This is a genomic window from Campylobacter sp. TTU_617 (genome assembly GCF_016599045.1).
GTDB lineage: Bacteria > Campylobacterota > Campylobacteria > Campylobacterales > Campylobacteraceae > Campylobacter_D.
In genome coordinates this window covers 163,704-185,480 of the sequence record NZ_JAENKV010000002.1, presented here as the reverse complement: position 1 = coordinate 185,480, position 21,777 = coordinate 163,704, and the positions used below count along the sequence as shown (strand labels likewise).

At 26.1% G+C, this 21,777-nt stretch carries 19 protein-coding genes; 6 read left to right on the top strand and 13 right to left on the bottom strand.

Annotated features, from left to right (window positions below):
* Nucleotides 1-1,048 (bottom strand): PDC sensor domain-containing protein (locus GQV94_RS02085; protein WP_200169310.1); only part of this gene is annotated, 1,048 nt, incomplete at its 3' end.
* 143 nt (nt 1,049-1,191) lie between these two features.
* Here GQV94_RS02085 and GQV94_RS02080 point away from each other — a divergent pair.
* From GQV94_RS02080 to GQV94_RS02070, 3 genes are read left to right on the top strand one after another with little or no spacing between them, the layout of a single operon-like run.
* Nucleotides 1,192-2,049 carry a metal ABC transporter solute-binding protein, Zn/Mn family gene (locus GQV94_RS02080; protein WP_200169309.1) on the top strand — a complete coding sequence of 286 codons (858 nt, stop codon included), beginning with the start codon at nt 1,192-1,194 and terminating at the stop codon, nt 2,047-2,049.
* Nucleotides 2,050-2,060: 11 nt separating this feature from the next.
* Nucleotides 2,061-2,915 carry an ABC transporter ATP-binding protein gene (locus GQV94_RS02075; RefSeq protein WP_200169308.1) on the top strand — a complete coding sequence of 285 codons (855 nt, stop codon included), beginning with the start codon at nt 2,061-2,063 and terminating at the stop codon, nt 2,913-2,915.
* The gene (locus GQV94_RS02070; RefSeq protein ID WP_200169307.1) at nt 2,908-3,711 is read left to right on the top strand and encodes a metal ABC transporter permease; all 804 of its coding nucleotides are present in this window, start codon (nt 2,908-2,910) and stop codon (nt 3,709-3,711) included. The genes GQV94_RS02075 and GQV94_RS02070 overlap by 8 nt, the downstream gene beginning before the upstream one ends.
* On the opposite strand, the gene GQV94_RS02065 is transcribed toward GQV94_RS02070, so the two are convergent.
* From GQV94_RS02065 to GQV94_RS02020, 10 genes are read right to left on the bottom strand one after another with little or no spacing between them, the layout of a single operon-like run.
* Nucleotides 3,700-5,160: an McrC family protein gene (locus tag GQV94_RS02065; RefSeq protein ID WP_200169319.1), complete on the bottom strand. Its 1,461-nt coding sequence runs from the start codon at nt 5,158-5,160 to the stop codon at nt 3,700-3,702. The genes GQV94_RS02070 and GQV94_RS02065 overlap by 12 nt on opposite strands.
* The gene (locus tag GQV94_RS02060) at nt 5,150-7,156 is read right to left on the bottom strand and encodes an McrB family protein (RefSeq protein ID WP_234126300.1); all 2,007 of its coding nucleotides are present in this window, start codon (nt 7,154-7,156) and stop codon (nt 5,150-5,152) included. The genes GQV94_RS02065 and GQV94_RS02060 overlap by 11 nt, the downstream gene beginning before the upstream one ends.
* Nucleotides 7,157-7,206: 50 nt before the next feature.
* A complete protein-coding gene (gene rimP / locus GQV94_RS02055) occupies nt 7,207-7,629 on the bottom strand; it encodes a ribosome maturation factor RimP (protein WP_200169306.1) in 423 nt (140 codons plus the stop codon).
* Nucleotides 7,619-7,981: a 30S ribosome-binding factor RbfA gene (gene rbfA, locus GQV94_RS02050; protein ID WP_200169305.1), complete on the bottom strand. Its 363-nt coding sequence runs from the start codon at nt 7,979-7,981 to the stop codon at nt 7,619-7,621. Before rbfA ends, rimP begins: the two co-directional genes overlap by 11 nt.
* A complete protein-coding gene (gene infB, locus GQV94_RS02045) occupies nt 7,978-10,524 on the bottom strand; it encodes a translation initiation factor IF-2 (protein WP_200169304.1) in 2,547 nt (848 codons plus the stop codon). The genes rbfA and infB overlap by 4 nt, the downstream gene beginning before the upstream one ends.
* Nucleotides 10,511-10,768 carry a DUF448 domain-containing protein gene (locus GQV94_RS02040; RefSeq protein ID WP_234126298.1) on the bottom strand — a complete coding sequence of 86 codons (258 nt, stop codon included), beginning with the start codon at nt 10,766-10,768 and terminating at the stop codon, nt 10,511-10,513. Before GQV94_RS02040 ends, infB begins: the two co-directional genes overlap by 14 nt.
* Before the next feature lie 24 nt (nt 10,769-10,792).
* Nucleotides 10,793-11,671 carry a homoserine kinase gene (gene thrB, locus GQV94_RS02035; RefSeq protein ID WP_200169303.1) on the bottom strand — a complete coding sequence of 293 codons (879 nt, stop codon included), beginning with the start codon at nt 11,669-11,671 and terminating at the stop codon, nt 10,793-10,795.
* 8 nt (nt 11,672-11,679) lie between these two features.
* Entirely contained in the window at nt 11,680-12,081 is a 402-nt protein-coding gene (locus tag GQV94_RS02030) for a tRNA threonylcarbamoyladenosine biosynthesis protein TsaB (protein ID WP_200169302.1), read from the bottom strand.
* 41 nt (nt 12,082-12,122) lie between these two features.
* Nucleotides 12,123-13,007 carry a UDP-3-O-acyl-N-acetylglucosamine deacetylase gene (gene lpxC, locus GQV94_RS02025; RefSeq protein ID WP_200169301.1) on the bottom strand — a complete coding sequence of 295 codons (885 nt, stop codon included), beginning with the start codon at nt 13,005-13,007 and terminating at the stop codon, nt 12,123-12,125.
* 2 nt (nt 13,008-13,009) lie between these two features.
* A complete protein-coding gene (locus GQV94_RS02020) occupies nt 13,010-14,392 on the bottom strand; it encodes a M23 family metallopeptidase (RefSeq protein WP_200169300.1) in 1,383 nt (460 codons plus the stop codon).
* 192 nt (nt 14,393-14,584) lie between these two features.
* Between GQV94_RS02020 and bamA the strand changes: the two genes are divergently transcribed.
* The 3 genes from bamA (at nt 14,585) to GQV94_RS02005 (ending at nt 19,077) form a co-directional block, all read left to right on the top strand.
* A complete protein-coding gene (gene bamA, locus GQV94_RS02015; protein WP_200169299.1) occupies nt 14,585-16,801 on the top strand; it encodes an outer membrane protein assembly factor BamA in 2,217 nt (738 codons plus the stop codon).
* Between the two features lie 8 nt (nt 16,802-16,809).
* Nucleotides 16,810-18,108: a glycosyltransferase family 8 protein gene (locus GQV94_RS02010; protein WP_200169298.1), complete on the top strand. Its 1,299-nt coding sequence runs from the start codon at nt 16,810-16,812 to the stop codon at nt 18,106-18,108.
* 93 nt (nt 18,109-18,201) lie between these two features.
* Complete coding sequence (locus GQV94_RS02005; RefSeq protein WP_200169297.1) at nt 18,202-19,077, top strand: glycosyltransferase family 2 protein; 876 nt, start codon at nt 18,202-18,204, stop codon at nt 19,075-19,077.
* Here the strand turns inward: GQV94_RS02005 and GQV94_RS02000 are convergent.
* The gene (locus GQV94_RS02000) at nt 19,069-20,109 is read right to left on the bottom strand and encodes a glycosyltransferase family 4 protein (RefSeq protein WP_200169296.1); all 1,041 of its coding nucleotides are present in this window, start codon (nt 20,107-20,109) and stop codon (nt 19,069-19,071) included. The two genes, GQV94_RS02005 and GQV94_RS02000, sit on opposite strands and share 9 nt — an antisense overlap.
* A complete protein-coding gene (locus GQV94_RS01995; protein ID WP_200169295.1) occupies nt 20,110-21,657 on the bottom strand; it encodes a glycosyltransferase family 2 protein in 1,548 nt (515 codons plus the stop codon).
* Between the last annotated feature and the right edge of the window lie 120 nt (nt 21,658-21,777).

Below are 21,777 nucleotides of genomic sequence, written 5' to 3'. Positions count from 1 at the left end.
ATATTTGACCAAATTCATCATTTGTTTTTATATTAATGGTTGATACATTATTTGTTTTATGATTAATAAAATCAAAGAATGAGTTAAGACCATTTTGGATAGTGGTGAGCGGGGAGAGAAGTTTAGAAAGGATAACGTAAAGCAATATGATACTAAGTGCTATCATTATAATAACAACTATTATTTGTATATAAGCCATTTTATTTGCAGAACTTTTTATCACATCCAATGATTCTGCTATACAAGCAGTATAATCTCCAATTTTAGTACAAATTCCAAATCTTTGTGAGCCATCAGCACGTTGATATTCAAAAGGTTCTAAATCAGCTTTTGTTTTAGCAATATTTGCAATTTGGTCTATATTGTAACCTTCTTTAAGTTGTTCTTTATCTGTTGAAGCAAAAACTTTATTGTTTTTATCAAAAACAAAAGTTCTTCCTGGATTAGTTTCAAATTCTTTTTGCAATTCTTCTACCAAAACATCAATTGCTAAAACTCCTATAAATTTACCATCTTTATAAAGAGCCTTTGAGTAAGTAAAACAAGGAAGATTTGAAGTTATGTCAATATAAGAAGGGGTTATATAAATTCCATTTGTTTTTAAAGCTTCTTGATAATAATCTCTTGTTCTTGCATCATAATTATCAGCTTTACCATAAATACCAAAATTCTTTCCTTTAGCATCAGAATCTGTATCACTTACAACAAGCTCACCATCTGGTTGCGCAATATAAGCTGCTAAAAATCCTCCAGCTTCTCTTAATAATTTTAAATCATCTCCTATATTTTCCATCAAAGCTTGTTGGTTGTTTAATTGATTATAAGAAAATGACAAAATTCTTTTTGAAAAATTTTCAAGAGTATCAGAATTGTTCTTTGAAAAATTTATCATAGAATTTTTTGCAACTTTAATATAGTTTGTTTCAGCATTTACAACTTCATGATATATACTCTTATTAATAAAAATGTAAGTTATAATTCCAAGCAAACCTAAGCAAAAAATTGCAATTAAATTTGCAACCAAAGAAACCTTAAATTTTAAGCTCATATAAAACTCCTTAAATTAAAGATTTTTTTCAAAGCCGTTATTTTATCAAATAAAAATTTATTTTTTATTAAAAAAAATTAAACGATTGTTTGCTATACTATAAGACTTAAAAATCTTTAAAAACATTCTAGAAAGTCAATCTAATGAAAAAAATTATATTATTATGTTTTTCTTTTTTAATACTACAAGCAAAACCTTTAATTAGTGTTAGCATAGCTCCTCAAGCATTTTTTGTAAAGAAAATAGCCGCAAATACTCTAAATATCAATATAATATTACCACCAAATAGTAATGAACACAATTTTGAATTTAAACCAAGCACTATGAAAGATCTTGAAAAAAGTGATATTTATTTTACCATAGGATTAGAATTTGAAAAAGTTTTTATAGATAAATTTAAACAAAATTTCCCAAAACTTCAAGTTGTAAATATACAAAAAAATATAACTTTACTAGAAACTGATGATGAGCACGAACATTTACATGATCACTCTCATGGACATGAACATTCGCATGAACACTTTGATCCTCATACTTGGCTTGATCCTATCTTAGTGCAAACTATGGCTTTAAATATTTATGATGCTTTAAGTCAAAAATATCCACAAAATAAAAATTTATATAAACAAAATTTAGATCAATTTTTAAAAGAGTTAAATAGTTTAAATTTGCAAATTGCATCAAAACTAGAAAAATTAAAAAATAAAGAATTTGTAGTTTATCATCCTTCTTGGACATATTTTGCAAAACGTTATAATCTTATACAAATTCCCGTAGAAATTCTAGGCAAAGAACCAAAAAGCAAAGATTTGCAAAATCTAATCACTCTAATAAAAAATAAAAATATAAAAGTCATTTTTGTTCAAAGTGGCTTTCCTGAAAATGCGGCAAAAACATTGGCAAAAGAATGTGATGCGCAAATTTATAAAATAGATCATTTGTCTTATGATTGGGAAAATGAACTTTTAAAAACAGCTGATGCCTTTTCTAAAAATCTATAATTAGGTCTTTAATGCTTTTTTTTGAAATTTCTAATCTTAATTATACATATGGAAATGAAATAGTTTTAAAAAATATCAATCTAAATTATGATAACAAAGACTTTCTTTCTATCATAGGTCCAAATGGTGCAGGAAAATCAACCCTCATAAAACTTATCTTAGGACTTTTAAAATCTAAAAATGAGATCAAATTTCAAGCTATTCAAAGAAAAGAAATAGGTTATGTTCCTCAATATACTTTAGCAAATCCTAATTTTTATCCAAGAGTAATTGAAATTGTTCTTATGGGACTTATAAGTAAAAAAATTTTTGGTTTTTACAGCAAAGAAGATAAAGAAAAAGCTATGCAAGCTTTAAAAAGCGTAGGAATGGAAAATTTTTGGAATAAAACAATAAATTCTTTAAGCGGCGGGCAAAGACAACGCGTTTTTATTGCAAGAGCATTAGCAAGTGAATGCAAAATGCTGATTTTAGATGAGCCAACTGCAAGTGTTGATAATAAATCTGCTATACAAATTTTTGAACTTTTAAGTTCTTTGCATCAAAAAGGTGTAGGAATTTTACTCATTTGCCACGATATTAATCTAGTGCTTGCTTATAGTGATAAAATCGCTCATTTAAATAAAGAGCTTTTTTTACATACTAACGCCAAAGAGAAAGAAAAAAGTTTATTTTTAAAGCATTTATACGAAAATCATTCTCATTTTTGTGATGTGGAAATGAGTTTAAATTCTTGTTTTTGCAATGAAAAAAATTGTAATAGCAAGAAGTTATGCGAACAAGAATTTGTAAGAAGAAATTTAAGAAAAACCGAATTTAAAAAAGAAAATTTTTGTTTGAAATTTTCAAAGGAAAATTATGTTTGAAATTTTAAATTTCACTTTTTTTCAAAACGCTTTATTGGGAGCATTTTTAGTCAGTATAGCTTGCGGAGTTATAGGGACTTTAGTAATGATAAATCGTCTTTTTTCTATGGCTGGTGGTATAACGCATGGAGCTTTTGGAGGCATAGGCATAGCTTTTTATTTTTCTTTGCCTATTTTATTAAGCACTGGGATATTTACTTTATTTTTAGCTTTTTTAGTGGCCTTTTTAGCTAAGCATTATGAATATAGAAGCGATAACATTATTGCTGTAATTTGGGCTTTTGGAATGGCTGTTGGCATTATATTAATTGATTTAAGTCCTAATTACAACACGGATTTAATGGCTTATCTTTTTGGAAGTATTTTAGCCATAGGAATACAAGATCTATGGCTTATGGCTATAGTTGATATAATAGTAATAGTTTTGATAGTTTTATTTTATAGACAATTTGAAGCTTTAAGTTTTGATGCTGAATTTGCAAAAGTTCGTGGTGTTAATATAAACTTTTTTCATTATCTTTTAATTGCGCTTATGGCTTTTTGTATAGTTATTTCCATACGTCTTGTGGGGCTTATTTTAGTTATGGCCTTACTTAGTATCCCAAGTTTTATTGCTGAAAATTTTAGCAAAAGACTTGGTTTTATTATGATTTTAGCAAGTTTTTTAAGTATGATTTTTTGTATTTTAGGACTTATGCTTAGCTATTATCTTAATCTCTCAAGCGGTGCTTGTATCATAGCTGTAGCTTGTTTTGGATTTTTAATACATTTGATAGGAAAATTTTTAAAAAGGTAGGGGCGCAAAAAGCACTTGAACTTTTATATCTCGTTTAGAATAGTGCTTTTCGAATTCAAACCAAAAATGTTTGCCCGCATTAAATACTAAAGGACTTTCAAATTTTTCTTTTAATTTCATTGTTCTATCACACAAAGGATATATGAGTTTAATATCATGAATTTTAAATTTACAAGCATAAGCAAACATTTGATACAAATCACTTTGTACTATGCCCTGCTTTTTATCTTCATCACTATCTGGAATTTTCCACTTGGTATCTAAAATCATTGTATTTTCTATATATAAATCAGGCTTTAGCATAAAACATTTTTCATCATTTTTTGAAATCAAGTATTTTCCACTGCTTTGAGTTTTAATATTTTCAGTTGGATTTGCTTTTTTTAGCATATACGCCACATAATCTTCAAAAAGCTTTTCCATAGGAAAAAGTAAAGCAAAGGCTTCATTTTTACCATAATAAGGCATAAAACTTTCATTTTTTAAGAAAATTTTACACCATAAAAGCAAGTTTTCATAATAATCAAAATGTCTTGAAATTTTATAGCTAAAATCTTTTTCATAATTTTTAGAAAATTCCACCTCATCAAGCATTTGTAAGGACTTTATGAGTCTAAATTTATTCATACTTGTTTTGGATTTTAAGAAATTTAGAGTAGATTTTATTAAGCGGTTTGGTGCTATATCTAAAACAAACTCATCACTACTTGTAAAAAATCTTTCTTTATGAACTAGATTTTGTTTAATATGCTCACTAAAAAGTAGTTTTCCTTTTAAAAAAGCTCTATTACTCTCATAATCTACATAAGATCTCATTAGGCCTTTTTTATACACGCTATCAAATTCATCTAAAAACATCGTGATAAAAATTTCAAATAATGGCATTTTAGAACTTTGCAAAGATGAAATTTGTGATTTTTTAAAAGGAGAATTTTTTAAGGTTTTTAGTAAATTGATTAAAAGAATTTTAGGGTTAAAATTTACTTTTGTTAAACTATACCATTTTTTTACTTTGATATTTTTCAAATCTTTTGCTTTGCTAATTTTTAAAATTTTATAATCTTGAAAATAACTAAACCTCGTAAATAATTCATTATTCTTATTTATTACATAGGCATTTTTTAACTTTTCTTTTGCTATGTTTAAACTATCTGTACTATCTTTATAACTTTCTAAATTTGTGCATTTTGGTAAAATTTCTAAAACTCCGCTTTTAGTTTGGATAATGCCTACATAATTTTTAGCTTTTAGGGTATTTTTATTTTTAAAACCTAGAAGATTTTCATTATTTTTTGTAAAATCTTCTAGTTCTTGATAAAATTTTCTGGCTCTTTGCTCTATATTTTCTTTATCTTCTTGTTTTTCATTTTTACCTTTTAAAAATGCTTTTATTAAATCATCAATATTAAAGGCTTGATATTCGATGATAGAAAAAGTATTACTCTTCATTTTTTTCATTTTTATCTTGTTCTTCTCCATCATAAATAGCTTGGTATGTTTTTATATTATTCCAAATTTTATTATCAAATGAAGTAATATTATAAATAACTTTCTCGCTATCTACATTGTCTAAATTTTTTATTTTTTGAAGATATTTAGCATTTTCTTCATTTTCATTTTCAATTTTAATCATGCCATTATGATTTAAAACCGCATCAATTAAAGCATAATCATTATAAAAATACTCTTGCAAAAGTGGAATGATTTTATTTTGAAATACCTTTTTTAAACCTTCTAAATTTTCAACACCTATAAAAAATGCATGACCTATAGTTTTTTCTCTATCTAGTAAATATTCTATGCGAGTGTTTATAGCTATTAATAACTCTTGTAAATTAATACCTTCACAATCTATAGATAATTCACTCACATCAGGCATCATCTCAACAAATTCAAAACGTCTTCTTAGAGCTGTATCAAGAGAAGTGATACTTCTATCAGCTGTATTCATAGTGCCTATAATATATACATTTTTAGGTACTCCAAATTTTTCACCACTATAAGGCAAAGTTAATTCTAATGCTTCCTTATTGCCCAATCTTTTACTAGGTTCTATCAAAGTTATAAGCTCGCCAAAAATCTTACTTACATTACCACGATTGATTTCATCAATGATTATGATAAATTTCTTTATTTTAAAATACTCATTATAAAAATAATTTATAATAATCTCATAGTGCTTGATAATATTTTCTGGATTATCTTTAACTTGTATAATTTCTTGTATAAAGCTTATAATATCTTGGGGTTTATTATATCCTATCTTTTCAATAATATTTCTAACATAATTAAGATGTATTTTTAAATTTTTAATACATAAATTATTCGGCTCCTCAAATCTAAATTCTTTACCTTCAAGATTTATTTTTTTCTCCTCTTTAAAATGTTCTAAAAAACTATCTTTACTTTTTTTAAAATCTTGTTCTAAAGCTTCTAAAGCCTTTTGACAAAGTTCTTTAAAAATTCCATCTTTAATCTTATAATTAATTTGTGAATTTTCATTTTTATTTTTTTTATCTAAATCAGGCTTTATACCTTCTACAAATTCTTCATATCCATAGCTTTGATGAAAAGTTGTAAAGACTATTTGCCCATTTTTTACATATTCATCAAATTTTGCTTTTTTCTCATCTCTACTTTCTATATTTTCACCTAAAATTTCTAAAGCCTTATCTATAGTATGATAAGTTTTTCCTGTACCTGGAGGTCCATAAAGAATTTGATTTAAAGGTATATTTTGACCTTTATTAAATATTAAATTATTTGCTAATAATAAATAATTTAAAATAAATAAATTAGAGAAATTTTGATTTTTTTGAGGATGAGTAAAATTATATTCTTTAGCCTCATCTAAGTCTATAGTTTTTTCTAATTTTTGAATTTTATTAATAATAAATTCTCCATCTTCTCTAACTTCCTTTATTACACCATAAAAACAAATTTTAGATTCCTTAGATGTATAAAAAAATATTTTATTATTTGATTTCATATTTAAAAGAGCCGATCCTCCACTTTTGCCCCATCTTAAATCTTCATCTTTATTGTTATTAAAATAATCTTCAAGGGAAAAATTATCTGGATTTGAAGGAACTAAAAAATAATCTGAACTATCTGAAACTAAACCGTTGTTTTCTAAAATATCTTTATATATAATAGGATTATAAGATCTAATCTGCTTATCATCAATATTCTTTAACTTATTTAAAAAATTATCTATAGTAAATGTATCGCATAGTTCTTTACTTGAATCAACAAACGATACTATAGACTTTGAATTTCTAGCAACATAAAAATTATAATTTTCTTTTGTCTTTAATTTTTTAATTTCTTTATTATTTTTATAAGATTCTATCTCATCTTTTTTAAATTCTAAAAGTTTGCTTCTATATTTCTCATAAATTTTCTTTAAAAATTCTTCATAATCACTAATTGAATTTATATTCATAAATAAACCTTTCTAATATTTAATATCAAAAAATTTAGAAATCTAAATTTTTACCATACGATAAAAGTTCTAGCTTTTTTAATATCATTAAAATTTAAGGTAATTTTTTCTTTATTTTCCAAATTTTCTAGAATTATATTTTCATTTTCAATAGAGATAATTTTTGCTTCTAATTTTTCTTTTTCATTGGTAGTGATTTTTACAAGTTCATTAATGCTTTTTTGAAAATGATCTAATTTAGTAAGCTTTCTTTCAAGCCCTGGTGAGGATACTTCTAAAAAATACTCCCCATTCACAGGCGGTTCAACATCAAAAAGTGGGGATAAAATTTCGCTTAATCTTGCACAATCATCTAAATTTACCCCACCTTTTTTCATCACATAAACACGATAAATTTTCTTACCATTTTCACTAACTAGCTCATCATCATAAAAATCAAGTCCCGCTTCTTTGCATAAAGCTTCAAGATTCATTTTTTTCCTTTTTTATTTTTTCAAATAAAGCATCTATATGGTTTTGATATTCTAATCTATCATCAAATTTAAAATGAAAATTTGGACATCTATACCAACCCTGCTCGCTCATACAATAATTTTGCAAAGCCTTGCTAGCCTTTTTTAAAGAATTTAAAATCTTTTCTTGTTCGTGAGTGTTAAAAAACATTTTATCAAGATATACAAAAGCATCGTATCTGCCTTTTTTACACTCTACATCTACCACGCAGAGATTTTTCAAATTCTCATCATCTAAATTTGCTAAAGCTTCTGGGATAAGCTCTTTTAAAATACTTTCTGTGCGAAGCTTTTTAATTTCAGCTACATTCATAAACTAACTTGTTCCTCAACTTCTTTATAACTTTCTATATAATCACCTACACGCATATCATCACACCCTTGTATCCCAACACCACACTCATAGCCTTTAGCTACTTCTTTAGCATCATCTTTAAAGCGTTTTAAAGAACTTACATTGCCTTCAAACACTACAACTCCATCACGAATAAGGCGAATTTTAGCCCCACGATTAATTACTCCTTCAGTTACCATACAACCTGCAATTTGTCCAATTTTTGGCACATTGATCACTTGTCTGATTTCTGCTTGTCCAAGTTGTTCTTCTGAAATAATAGGACTCATCATACCACCAAGCAAGGCTTTTATATCGTCTAAAAGATTGTAAATTACATTATAAGTTTTAATCTCCACGCCTTTATCTTTAGCACGCTCTTTAACTTCGCCTGTTGGTCGTATATTAAAGCCTAATACTATAGAATTCTCACTTGCACTTGCAAGCTCTATATCACTTTGAGTGATACCTCCTACTCCACTATGAATAATATTAACTTTAATTTCATCATTTCTTAATTTTTCTAAAGATGATTTTAAGGCTTCAAGAGTTCCTTGTACATCTGCTTTTAAAATAACTGGTAAAGCTTTGATATTGCCTTCTTTAATCTTAGCTCCAAGCTCATCAATGCTAACTTTAGTCGATTTGCTTAATTCTTTTTGACGATTGTATTCGTGACGTTTATTAGCATATTCTCTTGCTTCTTTATCTGTTTTTACAGCGATTAAAATTTCTCCAGCATCTGTAACTTCACTAAGCCCTATAATAACACCACATTCACCTGGCTTAATTTCTTTTAAAGTTTTACCTTGATCATCGCTTATAGCACGTACTTTTCCATAAGATTCTCCTGCTACAATAGTATCCCCAACTTTTAAAGTTCCATTTTGAACAATAATAGTAGCTACTGCACCACGACCTTTTTGAATAGAACTTTCTATAATGCTTGCTTTTGCATAAGCTTTTGGGTTTGATTTAAGCTCTAAAATATCAGCTTGTAAAAGCACTATTTCAAGCAAATCTTCAATACCCATTCCTGTTTTAGCAGAAACTCCTACAAATTCATAATTTCCACCCCAATCAATTGGCATAATATCAAGTTCAGCAAGTTGCGTTTTTACCATATCAGGATTTGCGCCTTCTTTGTCCATTTTGTTAATCGCTATAATAATAGGTACATTAGCAGCTTTTGCGTGATTTATAGCTTCTTTAGTTTGAGGTTTTACTCCATCATCAGCAGCTACAACAATAATAACAATATCAGTTATACTAGCTCCTCTTGCACGCATTGCTGTAAAAGCTTCGTGACCTGGAGTATCGATAAAAGTAATTTTACGCCCATTCTTTTCAACCATATAAGCACCAACGTGCTGAGTAATCCCACCTGCTTCACCACTTGCAATACGTGATTTTCTAATATAATCTAACAAAGAAGTCTTACCATGATCAACGTGTCCCATAATGGTAACCACAGGGGCTCTAGCAACTAAATCTTTTTCATCAATTTCGCTTTCATAATCTTTTACATAATCAAATTCATCTGCTTCATTGATAATATTAATTTCTATGCCAAATTCCGAACCTAAAATTTCAATTGCATCTTCATCTAAAAAATCATTTTTTGTTGTCATCATTCCAAGCATAAAGAGCTTTGAAATAATTTCTCCTGTGCTTTTTCCTATTTTATCAGCAAATTCATATACTCTAATTTCTTTTGGAATTTCTATACTAGTAATAGCTGTATTTTCTTTTTTTTCAACTTTTTTAGGAGGTTTTTTGCGACTTCTTCTTTGAATACCTCCTTCCATACCAAAACCAGCAGAATTTCCAACTGCTTGACGTAAAAAATTAGGTGGTTTTTTTATAGTGTTTTGAGGTTTTTCCTCTTCTTTAACACTAAAATCAGGCAAAACTACCTCATCTTCATCTTCTAAAGAAATATCTGCAAATTCGTGATCACTTAAAAAATCCATTTTTTGTGTATTTTCTTTTTTTGTTGCGACAAAAGGCTTTTTATCTTTTTTCTTAACTGGTTTTGCATTTTCTTCATTGTTAGAAAAAATCATTGATAAACTAATGCGTTCTTGGGTTGTATTAGATTTTACTTCCTCTTTTTTCTCTTCGCTATTGATTTCATTATTTTTCTTTTTAACAATCACAAGTCCTCTACGTTTTGCTAAGGTTGCACTAGCTAAACTTTCTTTTTCTTCTTTAGCTTGAATTTGCTCTTCTTGTTTGATTTGTGTTTTTGCTTTAACTTCTTGTTTAGTTTCTTCTTGTTTAAGATCTTTTTTTATTTTTTTAACTTCTTTTTTTTCTTTTTTAGCAGGGGCTTGAGTTTTTTTAAAAGCTTCTGGAATAATTTTAGTTTGTATGTATTCATAAATTGCAGCTGCAACCTCTGGATCAACAGCATTTGATGCTGATTTTATATCAAGTCCTAACTCATTTGCTTTTTCTATAATCTCTTTACTTGAATATCCTGCTTCATTTGCAATTTCATAAATTCTAACTTTTGCCATCTAAAAATATCTCCTTTAAATCCTGCTGAGTAATTTTCATAGTTAAATTTTTACACATTTTAGAAAATGCTTTCTGCAAAATTTTATCTTCTTTTAAAATACACTTAGAACACAGATAAAAACTGCGTCCGCATTTAAAATGAGGTTCAATTTTTCCTGAAATAACTTTAAATCTAAATAATGATTCTTGTTTGAAACGCTCTTTGCAAACAATGCACATTCTAATAGGTGTATGATTTCTCAAAATTATATCTTTTTTTTATATTTTTTAGCAAATTTCAAGCCCATTATTATCAAATTCTAAAAGTTTTATTTTAAAATGAGGAAAAGTTTCTTCCATCTTTTGAAATAAAAACTGCGCATCTTCTTCATAGACTAAAGAAAAAAAACTAGATCCAGAACCTGAAAGAGTACTCATTAAAGCTTTATTTTTTAAAGCACATTTTTGTACTTCAAAAAGTTCCGGTAAATTTTTCATTCTATTTAATTGATGCAATTTATCTTCACTTGCAAATTTTAATAAGTCATATTTTTTCTCTAAAAAACAGGCTGTTAAAAAAGATGAATGACTTAAATTAAAAACGCTATCATTAAAACTTAGAGATTTAGGTAAAATTTGACGATTCTTTTCTGTACTCATTGTAGTATTTGGAATTACCACGACAGCTCTTAAGTTAGCATCAATTTCTTTTTTAATACTTAATACTTTTTTATCTTTTACCAAGGAGCAAACAAAACCACCAAAAACAGCTGGAGCTATATTATCTGGATGATTTTCATATTTTAATGCTTCATTGAGAATTTTTTGTTTATTTAATTTTAAATTAGACATTAAATATGCTGCACTTATAGCACTGACAATCGCAGCTGATGAACTTCCTAGACCTCTAGATAATGGTATATTATTATGAAATATAAATTGAAAATTTTCTTTTTTTCCATTTAATTTTTTATAAATTTCATTAAAAACAGAAAGAAAAAGATTATTTTTTTTAAGATAAATATTATCACTTCCTTCTCCATTAATGCTTATGCTAGTTAAGGAAGCTTTTTTAATTTCTACCTCATTAAAAAGTTTTAAACTAAGCCCTAAACAATCAAATCCTGGTCCTAAATTCGCACTTGTAGCAGGAACTAAAATTTTCACAATACATCCTAAATTACATCTAAAAAATAAAAAGGCAAATTATTGTTATTTATGTTAATTTTATCTAAATTTAAAGGCAAAAAAAAGTCACCTGGAATATTTTTTTCTAAAATAATTTCACCCTCTTTAAAAACGAAACAAAAATCTTTATTCGCTTTGATGGGTTTAAAATCATTGAGTTCAAAAGCACTTATACTATACAAAGGAATATTTTTAACTATGCTTAAAGTCTTTAAACTCATATAAGAAATTTTAATACCCATATAAGATCCAGGTCCATTGGCATAAATCAACCTTGAAATTTTAAACTCTTTTAATAAAGAATTTAAAATTTTTGGTAAAAATTCACTAGCTTTTTCATCGCTTGTATATTTTTTAATTAAAATATTTTCTTTATAAATACCAAGCATTAAAGGGCTTGATAAAGCATTTAATAAAAGGGTTAAATTTTCTATGCAAAAACCTTTTCATAATCTTTTTCATAATCTTTTTCAAGAGTAATGATTTCATAAGCTTGCTCATCTTTTAAAAGTTCTTTTGTAAGCAAATGATTTAAGTGATGACTTCCTGCATAAGAAATGTAATCTCCAAAAACCCTGTATCCAAGTAAAGTTAAATCTCCAATAGCATCTAAAATTTTATGACGCACAAATTCATCTTTAAATCTTAAGCCCTCAGGATTTAAGATGCGATTATCATCAATAACGATAGTATTTTCCAAACTACCTCCAAGTGCTAAATTCATAGATCTTAATTTTTCAACATCTTTTAAAAATCCAAAAGTCCTAGCTCTTGCAATATTTTCTATATAATTTTTTTTACTAAATTCAAAACAATAATTTTGCTCTCCAATTACAGCATTGTCAAATTTAATTGTATAATTAATCTTTGGTTCTTTTGTTGGTATAAGTTTTACAAATTTATGACCATCTCTTACCTCAATAGCTTTTTTAATTACCATTACTTTTTTAGGAGCATCAAGTTCTTTAATACCTGCTTCATCAAGCATAATACAAAAACTAATACTACTTCCATCCATTACAGGAGCCTCATTAGCATTTAAAACTATGCGAATATTATCGATTCCATAAGCATTAATTGCACTCATTAAATGTTCGATTGTAGAAATATATCCTCTATGATCTCCAATAACTGTTGCCATTTGAGTATTGATCACATTTGCTGGTTCAGCCTTATAAGAAATATTTAGATCTTTTCTAAAAAAAACTATACCACTATTAGCCTCTAATGGTTCTAAAATAATTTCTATTGGCTCTCCTTTATGAAGTCCTATTCCTACACCCTTTACAGATTTTGCTATAGTTAATTGTTTCATACTTATTTCTCGCTTAAAATTATTTTTTTTCCATCTTCTAAAACTTTATAAATATTATTTTTAAGCCATATTTTATCTTGCCATTGCTCTGGTCTTGTTTGCACACCTTGGACCAATACTTCAAAATGTAAATGATCACCCAATGCCAAACCACTAGTTCCAGTTTTTGCTATAACATCTTGTTTCTTTACATTTTCATTCACATCAACATTTTTAGAAGAGCAATGTCCATAAAGACTATAAACTCCAAAACCATGATAAATAATTATATTTAAACCATAAATTCCATTATCTTCAGCAAAAACAACCTTACCTGGATTACTGCTAATAATTGGAGCAAAAGCTGTACTTGCTAAATCTAATCCCATATGATATCCGCTACTTATAAACTCACCATTATAAAAATAAGATCTATGATCAGCAAAATCAGCTACTTTCATAGCATTTCTAAGTGGTAAAAAAAGATTTAAATTAAAATCTTTTACACTCTCTTCTGGAACTTCTGAGGTAATTTTATAAATTAAGTTCTCATTAGAAAATCTTAAAGTTTCATTTACAAATTTAAATTTTTGCGTTCTACTTAACTTAGAAGCATCATCTTTACTCATATTTGCTGAAGCTAAAAAATTTATTTTAGTATCTAAGAATTTATCACTTAAATTGATATTAGAAACGCGATATTTTCTATTTACAAAATAATATCTTATTCTTTCTTTTGTAGAATTTCCTGCCTTATCAGTGGCTATAATATAAGCTCTAAAATAATCATCTTTTGCATTCCAAGCAATTAAAGAAGCATAATAACCTTCTTTAATATAAGGTATAGCCTTGAAAATTTTCCCTTTATCTGTTTGAATATACACTTGATCTAAATTTTTATCCTCTACTTTAAAAACAACACTAGCAACTCCACCTTGCTCAATTTGATAGGAGTTACTTAAAACTTTTACTTCAGGATTTATATCATCTATATCTATAAAAACAGATTTTTGGATATAATTTCCAGTAAAAAAATTCCAAAAACTTGCATCATATGCTTCAATTTCCATAATATAAGACTTAATTTTTTCTTTATAAGCAAGCTTAGGAAGATTAAATTCTAAAGTGATATCATTTTTTTGATCTATTTTTTGATCTATTAAAACAATACCTGAATCATTAGAATCTTTTTTTAAAGTGATTTTTATACTTTTTAATCCACTTTCATTATCTTTAACGCGTACTGAAATAGGATCTTTTAAATTACTATAAATAACATCATTAACAAAAATTTCTGGTTTATTTTTTTCAAAAATACTTAAACTACTTAAAAAGTATCCCAATAAAACAACAAAAACCAAAACAAAAATAAATAAAAATTTTTTTCCTTTTCTTTTTTGAGCCATTGCACAATCCAAAAATATTTAAATAATTAAATTTCAAAAATAATTTTATTAAATTTAAGTTAATATTTTTAGCATAAATTGTAAAAATTAATAATGTAATTTTAATACTTTTAAAAACTATTAAATTTTTTTTGCTATCATTTAAGATAAAACTCTTTAAAAAAGAAATTTCATGAATCTAGGCAAAAATAAATGAAAAAATTAATCGGTATTTGTGTTTTTTGTACTTTTTCCAATGCTATTGTTATTAAAGAAGTCAAATTTAGCGGACTTTATCATCTTTCTAATGAAACCGCTTTAAGTATTAGTGGCTTAAAAGTAGGAAATACGCTCAAAGAAGAAGATATCAATCAAGCAATTTTAAATTTATACAAACAAAATTATTTTAACAATATTGCCGTTGAAGAAAAAAATGGAATTATAGATATTATACTTACAGAAAAACCTACAATTGCTAAAATAACCATTACTGGAGTAGTTTCAAATGATAGAAAGCAAATTGAAAGTATTTTAGGCATCAAAAAAGGGAGTTTATTTGATGAAGCGAGCATTAAAGAAGCAAGTCAAAGAATTAAGTCTTATTATGAATCAAGAAGTTTTTTTGATACTACTGTAGAATTTAAGAAAAAAAGTTTAGAAAATACAGATGGTTTAGAAGTAGAATTTATTGTTAATAGAGGCGAAAATATCATTATTAACAATGTTTATTTAAGTGGTGCAAAGAAGTTTTCTTATTCTGATATAGAGCCTGTCATTGTTAATAAAGAAGAAGAATTTATGGGTTGGATGTGGGGAAGAAATGATGGAAAATTAAAAATTTTTGAATTAAGTAATGATAGCGCACGCATAAGTGATGAATATATGAAAAAAGGTTATTTAGATGTTAAAGTTTCAGAGCCTTTTTTAAGAACTTATACAGATACTTATCAAGCAAATCTTACTTATTTTATCCAAGAAGGAAAGCCTTATAAAATTAAAGAAATTACCATAGAAAATCCTTTATTTGATGAAAAAAGCAATCAAAAAACTATCAAAGACTTAAAATCGCAAGTTAATAAAACTATCAATATAGAAAATATTAGAAAAGATATCAAAACTTTAGAAACCCAAAGCGCAAATCTTGGTTATGCTTTTGTCGAAGTCTTCCCAGATATACAAAAAAATGATCAAACTCAAGAAGCTTCTATTGTTTTTAAAGTAACACCCCATGAAAAAGTTTATATTAGAAATGTTATCATTTCAGGCAATTCAAGAACTGTAGATAGAGTTATTAGAAGAGAACTTTATCTTACAGAAGGAAATTTATATAACCGCACTGATTTAGATGATTCTAGAAATGCTTTAAAAAGAACATCTTATTTTGAAGATGTTAACATAAAAGAAGAAAAAGTAGATGATACTCATGTTGATTTAATTGTGGAAGTTAAAGAAACTTCCACAGGAACTATTTCAGGTGGTATAGGATATGGCTCTAGTAATGGAATACTCCTAAATGCTTCTTTATCTGATACTAATATCTTTGGTTCTGGTATTAAAAGCTCTGTTAATGTTGATAAAGATAATGAAACTCTTTCTGGAAGAATTTCTCTTGTAAATCCAAGAGTTTTAGACTCAAGATATAGCCTTGGAGGATCAATTTATTCAAGTAATTATGAATGGGATAATTATTCTGAAAGAAATTATGGTTTTGATATTACAGTAGGAAGACAATTTGCAAGATATTTTAGCGCAAGTTTAACTTATAATCTTGAAAAAAGTAATATCTATAAACTAAGTCCTACTCTTCAAAGAACTGGATATCGCCTTGGAGAAACTACAAAAAGTTCTATAACTCCAACTATCGGTTTTAATAATACGGATGATTATTATCTCCCACGTTCAGGTTTCATTATCTCAACTGGATTAGAATTTGCTGGACTTGGAGGAGAGCAAAAATTTATTTCTTCAAGTTCAAGGTTTAATTTCTATCAAGGATTACAAGATTTTATAGGATATGATCTTATATATCGCTATAAAGCAAGTTTTTATAAAGTATGGGATACAGGTTATCTTCCTATTAATCAAAGAATTTATTTAGGCGGAATTCAATCTGTACGCGGTTTTGAAAATAGAACTTTAAGCCCTAAAAATCGTTGGGGAGATGAAATAGGCGGAACCATAGCTTTTGCAAATTCTGTAGAACTTAGCTTTCCTCTTATAGATAGAATTAAATTGCGTGGTAGTGTATTCTTCGATTATGGTATGATAGGGAAAGTAAATCTTGATGAAATCAAAAGAATGAGTACAGGGGTTGGTATAGAATGGATAACTCCTATTGGACCTTTACAACTCATCTTTGCTAAACCACTTAATAAAAAGAAAGGTGATGATACAAATACTTTTGAATTCACACTTGGGACAAGATTCTAAGAGTAAAAATGTTCCATATTATTATGAGTGCTGATGAAAACTATATTAAGTATAGCGCTGTTTTAATAACAAGCATCATTAAAAATACTGATTTATCAAAGAAATTTAAAGATTTCTGTGATAAAGAAGATTTTATACCTTTAAAAAATAACAATACTCTTGACTCATATTCTTATTTAAAATTTGATACATTAAACAAAGAGCAACAAAAAGAAGGTTATATTTTTCATATTTTAAGCAACTTTATAAGCCCTCAAACAGAAGAAAAACTCCAATTTTTCGAAAAAGAATTAAATAGTATTTATCCTTGTAAAATTTTAATTCATATTTTTGAAGATGAATTTTTTAAAGATTTTCCAAAATCAGGAGCGGCACATAGTAATTATTTATCTTATTATAGATTAAAAATTAATTCTATTTTAGATAATAATGTTAAAAATTGTATTTATCTTGATTCTGATATGCTATGTTTTTTTGATATTAGAGAGCTTTTTGCCTTAGATTTAAAAGATAAAATTATAGCTTGTGTAAATGATCCTGGCTCTAAAAAAAGAAAAATTAAATTTAAAGAAAAAAATAAAAAAATAACTTTTTATTTTGATCAAAATTATTTTAATGCAGGATTTTTGCTAATTAACTTTGAAAAATATAAAAAAGAAAAAATTGAAGAAAAAACTCATGAGCTTGCCAAAAAATGCTTTTATATTAAAGCAGCTGATCAAGATTTATTAAATTTTGTTTTAAGAAATCAAATTCTAAAACTAGATTTTGCTTATAATTTTAGCATTATCACCTATGCTTATGCTATTTGTAGAGATGAAAATTCCAATAGACTCAATTTTACTAGAGAAGAATTTAATCAAAGTTTTAAAAATCCTAAAATTTTACACTATGGTGAAAAACCTTGGAAATATTTAAAATCTTATATAGATGCTAATGGAAAAAATATCAATGACCATTGGTGGGAAATGGTAAATAAAACTCCTATCTTTAATAAAGAATTATTAGAAGAAAAAAATAATATTAAAGAATATTTATATATTGCTGCCTTAGGTTTTATGGCTTTAAAATTCTATAATGATTTTAAATTTTTTAAAATTGCTTCACTTATAAAAAATAAAAATGATAAAAAATATTTAGAATATATTAAAGAAATAAAAGATGAAGAATTTGGACTTTGCTGTATTTTAGGAGAAAGTATTTTTTATGCTAGAAAATCCAATAAAGGAAGCTTTAGTGTAATATTAAAGCTTTTAAAAATTATTTTTCATTATAAAAAATATAGTCATAAATCAAGAATTATTTAATTTATATTATTAAATTTTTATTAAATAATTTTGATAAAATTAAAAAATTAAATTCTTAAGTCTTTAGAATTTAAAATACTATAAAGGTTAAAAATGCCTCAAATCTCTATCATACTTCCAACTTTTAATGTAGAAAAATATATAAAAAAAGCTTTAGATAGTTGTATAAATCAAAGTCTTAAAGATATAGAGATTATTGTAGTAGATGATTTAGGAAGTGATAGTAGTATTAAAATAGCTAAAGAAGAAGCTTTAAAAGATAAAAGAATTAAAATTATTCACAATAAAGAGAATTTAGGCTTACTAGCTGCTAGATATCAAGGAGTACTTTATGCGAGTTCTCGTTATATTACTTTCTTAGACCCTGATGATACTTTGGCTTTAAATGCTTGTGAGTTAGCTTTAAAAGAGATTAAAGAAGCTAATTTATTAAGATTTGGCTTTGCTAAAATTGATGAAATGGGGGGGGGTATAGAAGAAAATTTACCAAATTATCAAAATTATGAAGAATTAAAAAATATTATAGAACAATCCTCTTATAAATACTTATGGAATATTTGGGGAATTTTATTTAAAAAAGATTTTTATCTTCATACTATAAAACATCTATCTTCTTATAAAATAAATATGGCAGAAGATCTTTTAGCTTTCGCATTTCTTATCAACCCTAGTATAAAAACTGCTAATTTTATAGGATATTTTTATAGGATTAACGAAAATTCTTTAACTTTAAAAAAAACTAAAGAACAACTACAAAAAAATTTAAAAGATTATAAAGAAATTACAAACATAATTAAAAATTCAAATTTAGAACAATTTATCATTAAAGAATTTAGCTTTTATCTTTATAAAGAAATTATTAAATTATCTTATGATTTAAACGAAATTTCATATTTAAAATATAAATTACTTAAAAAGAAAATTAAATTTTATAATTTTTTTAAAAAACTAAAGCACGAGTTAAGATAAGTTTTCTTGCCATTTTTTAAAAACAGCCTCTTTAGAGAATTTAAGTTTTATAAGTTCTTTTGCTTTTTCTCCCATATTTTTACGCAAATTTGAATCATTCATTAAAAGTTTTAACTTTAAAGCAAATTTTCCTAAATCTCCATCTTTAACCAAAAATCCACTTTTTTCATCTTCTATAATATCACTAGGACCAGAATTTATATCAAAAGCAATACAAGGTAAGGCAAAAGAACTAGCTTCAAGCAAACTCATAGGTAAGCCTTCAAAATAACTTGTCATTACATAAATACTTGCACTTAAGTATTCTTTTTCAATTTTTTCTGTAAAAGGTTTTATAATCACATTTTTAATATTTTCTTTTTTTATTTTATCCAAAAGTCTTTCTCTAGCTTCTCCCTCTCCTACTATATGAAGCTTATACCCCCCCCCATTATTTTCTTTTTGAATAATCTTCCATATATTTAAAAGTCTAAAAAAACCTTTTTGATCTTCATTTGTTATTCTACCTATAGAAAGTATAATTTTCTGTTTTAAATCTGCATTTTCTTTTGGCAAAGATGATAAAAAGTTGGGTATAACTCTTACGTTTTTATGATATTTTTGCCAAGTACTAAGCTCTTTAGAAGAAAGAATTATTAAGGTATCAAAAAATTTATCTCTTTTAAATGCTTTAAATTTAGAATGATGGATTTTTAAATAATGTGTATTTTTATTTTTAAAAAAAGGAAATTGTGTGCAATTATTATAAATAATATAATCTTTATCTTTATACTTATTTTTAATAACAAAACTTTCATAATACTTATAAACAAGTTTATAAAGACCTTTTTTTACTTCATTATGTGATTTTTGATGAAAAAAACTAATTTTTATATTTGGATTGATAAAAAAATAAGGCTTTTCATTCTCCTTATAAAAACTTAAAATTTCAATATCCAAACCCTTATCATAAAAAAGATTTGCTAAATTTACTACAACTCTTTCAGCTCCTCCCTTTAAGGTGATATCTCCAATAATAAGCAAAATTTTCATTCATCTCCAATCTATTTTTTTATTTTTTATAGTATCTAAATAAATCTGATGATTGATTTCAAGCATATTTTTAGTATTTTCTTTATGATAAATATGATAAGCCAAAGCATTAAATTTAAGCCTTCTAAAATTGCCATTATTAAATAAAAACCTTGCTACAAATTCACTATCCTCTCTACCCCAACCAACAAAATTCTCATTAAAACCACCGATAGCTTGCCAATCACTTTTATAAAAACTCATATTGCAAGTTTTGCTTCCTTTTATAATTTCATATTTTTTAAAGAATTTTTTATCAATTTTTGAAAATTTATAAATTAAATTGGCTAAAAAATTATTTTTTTTATTTTTAAAGCCTTTTTTATTAAAGACTATTTTAAAATCATTGTTCTCTAGGATATCTTTAGTTTCATCTTCATTTAAAATAGTTCTAGAACCTTGCAAAAGTAAGTTTCTTTGTGCAAATTTTAAGTGATCTTTGATAAAATCTTTTTCTAAAATCATATCTCCATCAATTAAAATAATATAATCATAATTAGAAAGATCAATAGCTTTATTACGACTAGTAGCCGCTCTAAAGCCTTTATCCTCTTGCCAAGAGTGTTTTAAAGGGCAAGGAAAATTTTTTTGGTATTTCTCAATTAAATTTTTTGTATCCTCTTTAGATCCATCATCTGCAATAATCACCTCATTGGGCATTAAACTTAAATTTTTAACACTATCAAGTACAAGAGAAAGACGCTTTGGCTCATTATAAGTTGTGATAATTAAAGTACAAGTTTTTGGTTTAAAAAGTTTTAACTCATAAAGTTTCATATACTTAAAAAAGGCTCCTAAAGCATTGCAAATACTAATTATAAAACCTTTATATCCATATAAAAAACCTTTTTTTAAAAAATAATTTCTAAAAAAAGTCCAAAATCCTTTTAAGCTTGCTAAAAATACACTACTTTGTTTATATAAATTTTGTTTTGCCCAAAGTGAAGAATATCTTTGCATTTTATCAATTAAATGTGAAATATCATTAAAAGCATAGTGTTTTAACCCATTTTGAAGATAAATTTTTTGAGTTTTTGATGGCAATATTAGGCTTTCATGAACTAAATTATCATTAAATTTAGTAAAATTTTTATTAAAAATACGCAAAACATAATCAGGCCACCATCCACAAGCCTTAATCCATTCTCCTTTATAAAGATTTTTACGCACTAAAGCTAAAATATCTTGCTCTTTTAAATCAAGTTTTTTTAACTCTTCAATGCACTCTTTTTCTAAAACTTCATCTGCATCAATACTTAAAATCCAATCATTTTTAGCATAAGAAAGTGCTAAATTTTTTAAAGGTCCAAAACCGATAAATTCGCTTTGTTTAATATGCAAAGCAGGAAATTTTTCCTTAAATTCATAAGCAATTTTTAAAGTATTATCCGAGCTTTGATTATCAACCAAAATAATCTCATCAAAGCAAAGTAAAGAATTTAAACACTCTTTTAAAGTAAGTTCAGCATTTTTTACTATCATAATAACACTTATTTTAGAAAAATCCATTTTATTCCTTTAATATTAAAAACGAATTTTAATATTTTAAAATTAAATTTTTACTATATATAATCATTTAATTTTTAATTTAAAAAAATGTTTTTTTGATAGAATAATCATAATTTAAAA